This is a genomic window from Flavobacterium sp. (assembly GCF_036405015.1).
GTDB lineage: Bacteria > Bacteroidota > Bacteroidia > Flavobacteriales > Flavobacteriaceae > Flavobacterium.
This window is the reverse complement of sequence record NZ_DASWYK010000230.1, coordinates 1-9,933: the sequence shown is the minus strand read 5'-3', so window position 1 is coordinate 9,933 and position 9,933 is coordinate 1. Positions and strand designations below refer to the sequence as shown.

Genomic DNA, 9,933 nt, shown 5'->3' with positions numbered 1-9,933 from the left:
CAAAGCTTGGTGTGGACAAAGCTTTGCGAACTTAATATTTAGATATTGTTTGCATTCCAAATTATAAAATGCCTTTGCGACCTTTGCGTTAAAAAAATAGTCACTTAACCGCGAAGTGCACAAAGTATTCGCAAAGAAGCGCAAAGTTTTTTTGAGCAAATCTTCGATTGAAGTTCGCAAAGCTTGGTGTGTACAAAGCTTTGCGAACTTAATATTTGGATCTTGCTTGCGCTCCCAATAAAAATGTCTTAGCGTTCTTTGCGTTAAAAAAAGTTTGTAATTGTAACGCAAAGTACGCAAAGGTTTACGCAAAGAAGCGCAAAGTTTTTTTTGAGCAAATCTTCGATTGAAGTTCGTAAAGCTTGGTGTGGACAAAGCTTTGCGAACTTAATATTTAGATATTGTTTGCATTCCAAATTATAAAATGCCTTTGCGTACTTTGCGTTAAAAAAAAAGCTTGTAATTGTAACGCGAAGTGCGCAAAGTATTCGCAAAGAAGCGCAAAGTTTTTTTTGAGTAAATCTTCGATTGAAGTTTGCAAAGCTTGATGTGCACAAAATTATTAGTGTGCTTTACGGTAAAAATAATTTAAATTATTGTTGAATGAAATTAAATAGACTATTAAATGTGATAAATGTCATTTCTGAATCTTTCTAAATTTTGTATTTTTATGTAACCAAAAAAATCAAACAAATATGAAAAGCATTGTAGCCAAAGCATTATTCAATACCCATTCTTATCCTGAATACCGAAAATTAGTAACCGATTTATTGTCTGAAGGAAAATCAACAGGAAAGGAACAGTCGGAAAGTCTGACCAATTATTCTAAATTAAATGAGGCCAGAATGAACAGACTAGAAAAAACTATAAAAATTGATGAAACTGTTGCAGAGAAACTTCAAAATTTAGATAATCATTATATCTGGCTGGTTTTGTCTGAAGGCTGGTGCGGAGATGCAGCGCAAATTCTTCCTATTTTAGATAAAATGGCTCATGTTTCTAATAAAAAAATCGATTTGAAAATAGCGCTTCGTGATGAAAATGATGATTTAATGAATCAATACCTCACAAATGGAGGAAGAGCAATCCCAAAAGTAATTATTATTTGCAAAGAAGCTGGTATTGTTCGTGCAGATTGGGGACCAAGACCAAAAGGAGCGTCAGAATTAATGGCAAAACACAAACGAGAAGTTGGGCCAATTGATGAAAAAATAAAAACCGATTTGCAACTTTGGTATTTGGCAGATAAAGGGATCTCTGTACAGGAAGAATTGCTTGAAATTATGGAGAATATTAAGTATAATCGACTATGATTTTTGTTTAATATGTTGATAAACAAATAATTTGGTTGATAAAATTGTCTTAAAGTGTGTTTCTTTTATTGTGAATTTTGTATCTTAGTAAATAGAATAATCCCACTTCTATTATAACTTTCTGATTTACTCTTTTTATTGGTGTTATTTATTGTCTAACATTAAAAAATACACTATTATGAAAAAGTTATTTGAAAGGTTTTATGATTTCTTTTCTCAATTTTTATTTGGAGGGAAAAATGTGCCTCACTATTAATTTAAGATAAGTATGAGATAATATTACTTATTTTAAAAAGCCTGGCACATTACTGAATAAAAAGTAATGTGCTTTTTTTGTTTTTTAAAGTCTTAAAAACTGATTAAAGAAACACCTAAACAAACATTCCCAATGGTTTTGTAATCATGAAGAGGGAATCCAAAATCGGCTATTTCGACAAATATTGTTCGATCATCTCCTGTAATTCCAAGTCTGGCTTTTTTGTAAGTACCATTTAAATCGCCACGACCTAAGGCAAAACTTTTTCCATATCCAACCTGCATAGTAAGTCTAGAGCTCTCGCCAATTTTTGGGCTTAATCCGAAATTAAGGTAAACGGGAGCGGCAACGAGTTTTTCGTTCCATTTCCAATCCAAACCACCGTGAATTCCTAGTGTTGCCCATTGTTTGTAATGAACTCCATAACCTAATTTTGAACCTAATCCGTCGGGCATAAGCCAAGGACGTCTTTCATTTTGATATCCAGGCAAATCATCATAATCTTGATTTCCGGTGAAGGAAGCAGTAACATCAAATTGAATGTAGGTAAACTCTCTTTCCTGAGCAGAAAGCGTTAGATTGAAACAAAAAAAGGTAATAATCGCGAGTAAAAAATATTTCATAAACTAGATTTGGATATGACTTTGCTATGAAATGGAATGGTTTCATTGGCTCAGAATTAGAAAAATAATTTGGTGAAAGATATTTAAAAAATCACGATAATTTCAAAAGCTTGAAAATATATTTTTAAGTAGAATTAAAGACTCTAAAATATATTTTTATTGTAGACTTTCTTCAAACAAAGTAATATCGATTGCATTTTTCACATCGTAATCGCCAATTTTAGTTCGGCGTAAAACGGTTAAATGCGAACCTGAATTCATTGCTTTTCCAAAATCATAGGCAAGAGAGCGAATGTAAGTTCCTTTAGAACAAACTACTCTAAAATCTACTTCTGGCAATGCAATTCTGGTGATTTCAAATTCGTGAATAGTGGTTTTTCTACTTTCAATTTCGATAGATTCACCAGCACGAGCATGTTCATACAGACGAACTCCGTCTTTTTTAATAGCTGAGAAAATAGGTGGTTTTTGGTCAATTTCGCCTAAAAATTGTTTTACCGTTTCATGAATTAAAGCTTCATCAATGTGTTCGGTTGGGAAAGTTTGATCTATTTCGGTTTCTAAATCGTAAGATGGAGTAGTGGCTCCAATATAAAAAGTTCCCGTATATTCTTTTGCCTGACCTTGAAGTTCAGAAATTCTTTTGGTAAATTTTCCAGTACAAATTAATAAAAGTCCAGTCGCTAAAGGATCTAAAGTTCCTGCATGACCAATTTTGAACTTTTTTGGAAGTCCAACTTTATTAATCAAAAGGTATTTTAATTTGTTGACAGCTTGAAACGAACTCCATTTTAAAGGTTTGTCAATCAATAAAACTTGTCCGTTTAAATATTCTTCAGGTGTCATTAGATAATGGTAAGCGGGTGAATGAAAAAGTGGATCAATAATAAAATGATTCCGGCAAGAATTCTATAATAACCAAAAACTTTAAATCCGTTTTTAGTCAAGAATCCAATAAAAGTTTTGATAGCCAAAAGAGCCACAGCAAAAGCAACGATGTTTCCGATAACCAACATGTTTACTTGGTCGTGAGATAATTCGAAACCTGCTTTATAGTAGTCATAACATTTTTTTGCTGTTGCACCCAACATTGTTGGAACCGCCAAGAAAAATGAGAATTCAGCAGCTGTAGTTCTTGATAATTTTTGAGACATTCCTCCAACGATACTTGCGCCGCTTCGAGAAACTCCTGGTATCATGGCAATACATTGGAATAATCCAATTTTAAAAGCCTGTAAATAACTAATTTCCTGAGAAGTCTCAGCTGTATTTGGGTTGTTGAACCATTCGTCAACTTTCAATAAAATAATTCCTCCAATTAAAAGTGAAACTGCGACAGTTACAGGATTTTCTAATAAGCCATCAATAAAATCACTTAATAAAAGTCCTAAAACAACCGCAGGAATAAAAGCCACTAAAAGTTTAAAGTAAAAATCAAAAGTTTGAAAGAAACGTTTGAAGTATAAAATCACAACTGAAAGTATTGCACCAAGCTGAATTACAATAGTGAAAAGTTTAGTGAAATCATCGTGAGCAATTCCAAAAAAAGAAGAGGCGATAATCATGTGACCTGTAGAAGAAACAGGTAAAAATTCTGTAATTCCTTCGATAATAGCAAGAACAATAGCTTGTAGTGTGTTCATTTATAATGATAGATTTTAGATTTCAGATTTTAGATTGCCTTCGCTTTGCTAAGGGTTACAAAAATCCTTTAATCTCTTTATTTTGATTTTTTAAATATTGAATAAATTGTGATTCCGAAACCAATTAAAACAGTTGTCGGTGCTAAACGGATACGTCTGAAACTGAAGATATCTTCATTAAAAACATTTGGGTCTTTACTTCCTCCGCCAGACATTAAAATAAATCCTAAAGCAATTACAGCAATACCAATTAATAAGATTTTATAATTGATACTATCAAAAAGGAATTCCTGTTTTTGAACTTGTTGTTCTTCTTTATTACTGTTGTTTTTCATTTTTCTTTTTTTGTAACCCTTAAGCCAAGCTGGAGGTTTTGTTTTTAATAAATCTAAAATCTAAATTCAGAAATCTGAAATTAATAAAGATCGTCAGTTCTAAGATTCAGGAATCGTTGTGTTGCAAAATGCGTGCTTACCCAAGTAATTAAAACTCCTAATCCGAAAACGGCTGCGAGAACCAAAACGATTAAGATTTTATCTTCTAAAATTCCTAAACCAGGGAAATTAGTTTCAACATATAATAAAAGGGCAATTAGAGCAATGATCGCTAAACCGGCACCAAGCATTCCAAGTTTTACACTTCGCATTACAAAAGGCTTACGAATAAAAGCTTTTGTTGCGCCAACCATTTGCATGGTTTTAATGATAAAACGATTAGAATGTATCGATAAACGCAATGAACTATTGATTAATAAAACAGCAATTACAGTCAGAAAACCACTTATAATCAAAATCCACATACTTACTTTTCTGATGTTGTCGTTTACCAGATTTACCAATTGTTTGTCGTAAACAATATCAGAAATCATAGCGTTTTTGCGAAAACGGTTTTCGATTTTTACGATGCTGTCTCTTTCAACATAATCAGCTTTTAAGTGAATGTCGTATGAATTCAATAGCGGATTTTCTCCTAAGAAGGTTAAGAAATCTTCTCCAATGATATCGGTGTGTTCTTTTGCTGCTTTTTCTTTAGAAACGTAGACATATGAAAGTGCAAACGGAGCTCTTTTTAATTCGGTATTAAATGCTTTGACAATGCTGTCATTTGCTTCATTTTTAAAGAAAACTGTCATGGCGATTTTTTCTTTAAAATCATCAGCCAATTTTTTAGAATTAATAATGAATAATCCCAGTACTCCTAAAAGAAATAATACCAAGAATACACTTAAAACTACCGAAAAATAAGAGGAAATTAACCTGCGCTTTTGAAATTTATCAAAGTTAGAACTCATAGTCTGCTTAAATTATGTGGTAAAAATAATAAAGAATTTCTTTATTTAAAGTTATTAACGAACTTTTATAGTATAAATGTACAATTAGATAACAAATAAAAAGTTGATTTAACCGCAAAGTACGCAAAGATTTTTTAATGCTTTAGCGTTATTAACGCAAAGTGTGTAAAACTTAGTGTAAATATAGCATAGCGAATTTTTATCGCAAAGCTGAGTGAGGGTAAAGATTTGCTCGAATTTAAACAATAAAAACTTTGCGTGAATCTTTGCGAACTTTGCGGTTAAATTTTTATTTTTTTTTAACGCAAAGCGCGCTAAGTTTCTTTCTACGGAACGTAGGCAAGATCTAAATATTAAGTTCGCAAAGCTGAGTGTAGATAAAGCTTTGCGTTTCTTTGCGTAATTCTTTGCGAACTTTGCGGTTAAAATTTTTTGCGGTTAAATTTTAAAATTTTAGTTTTTCAGTTTCTTTTTGAGCAAATTCTTTAATTCGTTTTTCGATTTCATAAAAAACGGTAATAGCTTTTTCGCCAGCTTCTGTTAAACGTGCGCCGCCGCCGCCTTTTCCGCCCAGAAGTTTTTCGACCAAAGGAGATTCGGCACGCTGATTCATTTCTTCAACCAACTGCCACGCCTGACGATACGCCATTTTCATTTCTTTGGCAGCATTGGTAATTGATCCCGTTTTTCGGATGTTCTCTAGAAGCCAGATTTTTCCAATTCCAAGAAAAGCGCCTTCGGTTTCTTCAATCCAGATACGGACTTCAATTTTATATTTCTTATTTTCTGCCATCGATTTTCAATGTAAATAAGTATTTTTTATTTACAATGATACGTATTTTTACTTAATGCAGAATAAGTAAAAAGTAAATTTATTTGTTTGTCAATGAAATAGCTTTGGTACAATGCGCAATAAATGTAAATTTGCGGCATAATTCACAAAGTGAGAAAACCTTAGAGCCTTTGTCGCTTTGCAACTTTGAACCTTAAAAAATGAAATACAATCCAAACGAAATTGAAGCCAAATGGCAAAAATATTGGGCAGAAAATCAAACTTTTGCAGCAAAAAACAATTCTGAAAAACCGAAGCATTATGTTCTCGATATGTTTCCTTATCCGTCAGGAGCAGGATTACACGTTGGGCATCCGCTGGGTTATATAGCATCAGATGTTTATTCTCGTTTCAAAAGACATCAAGGATTCAATGTTTTGCACCCAATGGGATACGATAGTTTCGGATTGCCAGCAGAGCAATATGCAATTCAGACAGGACAACGTCCAGAAGATACAACTCGCGTAAATATTGACGGTGGAGTAGATAAAGAAGGAAAGCAAATTGCAGGATACAGAAAACAATTAGATAAAATCGGATTCTCATTTGATTGGGCGCGTGAAGTGCGTACGTCAAATCCTGATTATTACAAACATACACAATGGATTTTTATTCAATTATTCAATTCTTGGTATTGTAAAAAACAAGGAAAAGCATTTGGTATTTCAGAGCTTGTAGTTGTTTTTGAAGAAAGTGGAAATGCATTGGTTGAAGCTGTATGCGATGATAATGTACAAATTTTCACTGCAGACGAATGGAATTCTTATTCTGAAGATCGCAAAGAACAAATCTTGTTACAATACAGATTAACGTATTTAGCAGAAACAGAAGTAAACTGGTGTCCTGGTTTAGGAACGGTTTTGGCAAATGACGAAATCGTAAACGGAGTTTCTGAAAGAGGAGGATTTCCTGTTATTCGTAAAAAAATGACACAATGGAGCATGCGAATTTCTGCTTATGCAGAGCGTTTGCTTGATGGTTTAAATGATATTGATTGGAGTGAATCAATCAAAGAATCGCAAAGAAACTGGATCGGAAAATCGGTTGGTGCGATGGTTACTTTTAAAGTGAAAAATCACGATGAAGTAATTGACGTTTTCACAACTCGTCCTGATACAATCTTCGGAGTAACATTTATGACTTTAGCGCCAGAACACGATTTGGTTGCTAAAATTACAACTCCAGAGCAAAAAGCAGAAGTTGAAGCTTATATCGAAAAAACGTCTAAACGTTCTGAGCGTGAGCGTATGGCCGATGTAAAAACTATTTCTGGTGTATTTACAGGAGCTTATGCAGAACATCCATTTACAAAAGAACCAATTCCGGTTTGGATTGGAGATTATGTTTTGGCTGGTTACGGAACAGGAGCGGTTATGGCGGTTCCTTGCGGTGACGAAAGAGATTATGCTTTTGCTAATTTCTTTAAAGGTCAAAACGGAATGCAGGAAATTAAAAACATTTTTGCAAATGTTGATATTTCTGAAGCTGCTTACGGATCTAAAGACAACGTTGAAATCGCAAATTCTGATTTCTTAAACGGATTAAATTATAAAGAGGGAACTAAAAAAGCAATCGAAAAATTGGAAGAAATTGGCCAGGGAACTGGAAAAACCAATTACCGTTTGCGTGATGCTGTTTTCTCTCGTCAGCGTTATTGGGGTGAGCCATTCCCAGTTTATTATGTGAATGGGCTTCCAAAAATGATTGATACGCAACATTTGCCAATTATTTTGCCAGAAGTGGAGAAATATTTACCAACTGAAGACGGATTGCCACCATTAGGAAACGCCGCAGTTTGGGCTTGGGATACCAACCAAAACAAAGTTGTGAATACAGATTTAGTTGACAATGTTTCGATTTTTCCTTTAGAATTAAATACAATGCCAGGTTGGGCGGGAAGTTCATGGTATTGGATGCGCTATATGGACGCACACAATGAAAATGAAATTGCGTCTAAAGAGGCTTTGAAATATTGGGAAAGTGTAGATTTATATATTGGAGGAAGCGAGCACGCAACAGGTCACTTGTTATATTCTCGTTTCTGGAACAAATTCTTAAAAGACAAAGGTTTTGCTCCAACTGAAGAACCATTCAAAAAACTGATCAATCAGGGAATGATTTTGGGGACAACGGCTTATGTTTACAGATTAGAAGGAACAAATACTTTTGTGTCTAAAAATAAAATTGGTGATCAAAAAGTACAGCCAATTCGTGTTGATGTTAATTTCGTTAATTCTTCTGATGAATTAAATATCGAAAAGTTCAAAACTTGGAGAGAAGATTTCAATACAGCCGAATTTATTTTTGATGAAAACGGAAAATACATTGTAGGCCGTGAGGTTGAGAAAATGTCGAAATCATATTATAATGTGGTAACGCCAGATGATATTTGTGCTGAATATGGAGCTGATACATTACGTCTGTACGAAATGTTCTTAGGTCCATTAGAGCAAGCTAAACCTTGGAATACGGCTGGTATTTCAGGAGTTTTTGGTTTCCTTAAAAAATTATGGAGATTGTATTTTGATGACAATGGTTTAATCGTAAACAACGACGAACCAACAAAAGACAACTTGAAATCATTACACAAAACAATCAAAAAAGTAGCAGAAGATATCGAGAATTTCTCTTTCAATACTTCGGTTTCTCAGTTTATGATTTGTGTTAATGAATTGTCTTCTCAAAACTGTCATTCAAGAGCGATTTTGGAGCCATTGGCAATTTTAGTTTCGCCTTACGCTCCGCACATTGCTGAAGAATTATGGGCACAATTAGGACACACAACTTCAATTTCTGATGTTGCGTTCCCAATTTTTGAGGAAAAACATTTAGTCGAAACGAATAAAGAATATCCAGTTTCTTTCAACGGAAAAATGCGTTTCACAATCGAATTGCCTTTGGATTTAACCAAAGAACAAATCGAAGAAATCGTAATGAAAGACGAAAGAACACAAAAACAATTAGATGGTAGAACACCAAATAAGGTGATTATTGTTCCTGGAAAAATAATTAACCTTGTTGGTTAATAATCTTTAAATTCCAAATATTAGAAATCCCAAATTCCAATTTTGTTGGAGTTTGGGATTTTTTATTTTTTTTCCGCCACGAATTCACGAATTAATTGCAAAAAAATTCGTGAATTCGTGGCGGAAAATTACCCGAATAGGTTTGGAATTTGGAATTTTAATATTGGAATTTCCCCCGCAAACATTGGAATTTGGATTTTTTTTGTTGAAAATTTAAAAACCGTTGTAACATTTTAATAGTTGTCGTATCAAAAGCATGGATCCGATTTAATTAACAACTTAAAACTATTAAAAATGAAAAAATATATCATCTTAATTATTGCATTTTTATTCTCGGCTTTATGCTTAAATGTTTTCGGACAAACCAAACAATTTCCGTTTGAAGTTTTAAAAACAGGAAGTGGCGATCAATCTATTATATTCATTCCTGGTTTCGCCTCGTCTGGAGATGTTTGGAATGAAACCAGAGCAACATTCGAAAATAAATTTACTTGTTATACACTTACAATGGCAGGTTTTGCAGGAAGAAAAGCGCAGCCCAATGCTTCATTTGAAAATTGGAAAACTGGAATTGCCAATTATATTCAAGATAATAACATTGAAAAACCTATTTTAATTGGCCACAGTATGGGCGGCGGACTAGCATTGGCTATTGCATCCGATTATCCGGATTTGATTAGTAAAATTGTAATTGTTGATGCGCTTCCGTGTTTGGCTGCTATTACAGATCCTTCTTTTAAGTCAAAAGAAAATAACGATTGCTCAACGACAGTGAATCAAATGACGGGAATGACGAATGATCAGTTTTTAAATATGCAAAAACAAACAATGCCAAGGCTTTTGCAAAATCAGTCTAAACTGGATATGGTTGTAGATTGGAGTGTAAAATCGGACAGAACTACTTTTGGTCAAATGTATTGCGATTTCTTCAATACCGATTTAAGAAATA

Annotated in this window: 9 protein-coding genes; 3 read left to right on the top strand and 6 right to left on the bottom strand. The window is 33.6% G+C overall.

The window, feature by feature from the left end; genetic code table 11:
- Nucleotides 1-695: 695 nt before the first annotated feature.
- Complete coding sequence (locus VGE71_RS19850) at nucleotides 696-1,313, top strand: thioredoxin family protein (protein ID WP_331139853.1); 618 nt, start codon at nucleotides 696-698, stop codon at nucleotides 1,311-1,313.
- A 348-nt stretch (nucleotides 1,314-1,661) separates the two neighbouring features.
- On the opposite strand, the gene VGE71_RS19845 is transcribed toward VGE71_RS19850, so the two are convergent.
- The 6 genes from VGE71_RS19845 to VGE71_RS19820 form a co-directional block, all read right to left on the bottom strand.
- Nucleotides 1,662-2,192, bottom strand: coding sequence for a hypothetical protein (locus tag VGE71_RS19845; protein ID WP_331139852.1), 531 nt, complete (start codon nucleotides 2,190-2,192; stop codon nucleotides 1,662-1,664).
- 156 nt (nucleotides 2,193-2,348) lie between these two features.
- Nucleotides 2,349-3,038, bottom strand: coding sequence for a tRNA pseudouridine(55) synthase TruB (gene truB, locus VGE71_RS19840; RefSeq protein ID WP_331139851.1), 690 nt, complete (start codon nucleotides 3,036-3,038; stop codon nucleotides 2,349-2,351).
- Nucleotides 3,038-3,835 carry an undecaprenyl-diphosphate phosphatase gene (locus VGE71_RS19835; RefSeq protein ID WP_331139850.1) on the bottom strand — a complete coding sequence of 266 codons (798 nt, stop codon included), beginning with the start codon at nucleotides 3,833-3,835 and terminating at the stop codon, nucleotides 3,038-3,040. The genes truB and VGE71_RS19835 overlap by 1 nt, the downstream gene beginning before the upstream one ends.
- Before the next feature lie 77 nt (nucleotides 3,836-3,912).
- A complete protein-coding gene (locus tag VGE71_RS19830) occupies nucleotides 3,913-4,170 on the bottom strand; it encodes a DUF3098 domain-containing protein (RefSeq protein WP_331139849.1) in 258 nt (85 codons plus the stop codon).
- A gap of 80 nt (nucleotides 4,171-4,250) precedes the next feature.
- Nucleotides 4,251-5,126, bottom strand: a complete 876-nt coding sequence (locus tag VGE71_RS19825; RefSeq protein ID WP_331139848.1) for a cell division protein FtsX — start codon at nucleotides 5,124-5,126, stop codon at nucleotides 4,251-4,253.
- Nucleotides 5,127-5,571: 445 nt separating this feature from the next.
- A complete protein-coding gene (locus tag VGE71_RS19820) occupies nucleotides 5,572-5,919 on the bottom strand; it encodes a winged helix-turn-helix domain-containing protein (RefSeq protein WP_331139847.1) in 348 nt (115 codons plus the stop codon).
- Nucleotides 5,920-6,119: 200 nt separating this feature from the next.
- Here VGE71_RS19820 and leuS point away from each other — a divergent pair, with 200 nt between their 5' ends.
- Both leuS and VGE71_RS19810 read left to right on the top strand, forming a co-directional pair.
- Nucleotides 6,120-8,984 (top strand): leucine--tRNA ligase, encoded by a 2,865-nt coding sequence (leuS, locus tag VGE71_RS19815; RefSeq protein WP_331139846.1) that lies wholly within the window; start codon nucleotides 6,120-6,122, stop codon nucleotides 8,982-8,984.
- A 294-nt stretch (nucleotides 8,985-9,278) separates the two neighbouring features.
- Nucleotides 9,279-9,933: alpha/beta hydrolase (locus VGE71_RS19810; protein WP_331139845.1), on the top strand; the 655-nt coding region annotated here is incomplete at its 3' end.

Coding starts and splice junctions, on each gene's coding strand:
- VGE71_RS19835 (WP_331139850.1), bottom strand. CDS start 3,835: ATGAACACACTACAAGCTATTGTTCTTGCTATTATCGAAGGAATTACA.
- VGE71_RS19830 (WP_331139849.1), bottom strand. CDS start 4,170: ATGAAAAACAACAGTAATAAAGAAGAACAACAAGTTCAAAAACAGGAA.
- VGE71_RS19820 (WP_331139847.1), bottom strand. CDS start 5,919: ATGGCAGAAAATAAGAAATATAAAATTGAAGTCCGTATCTGGATTGAA.
- leuS (WP_331139846.1), top strand. CDS start 6,120: ATGAAATACAATCCAAACGAAATTGAAGCCAAATGGCAAAAATATTGG.
- VGE71_RS19850 (WP_331139853.1), top strand. CDS start 696: ATGAAAAGCATTGTAGCCAAAGCATTATTCAATACCCATTCTTATCCT.
- VGE71_RS19825 (WP_331139848.1), bottom strand. CDS start 5,126: ATGAGTTCTAACTTTGATAAATTTCAAAAGCGCAGGTTAATTTCCTCT.
- truB (WP_331139851.1), bottom strand. CDS start 3,038: ATGACACCTGAAGAATATTTAAACGGACAAGTTTTATTGATTGACAAA.
- VGE71_RS19845 (WP_331139852.1), bottom strand. CDS start 2,192: ATGAAATATTTTTTACTCGCGATTATTACCTTTTTTTGTTTCAATCTA.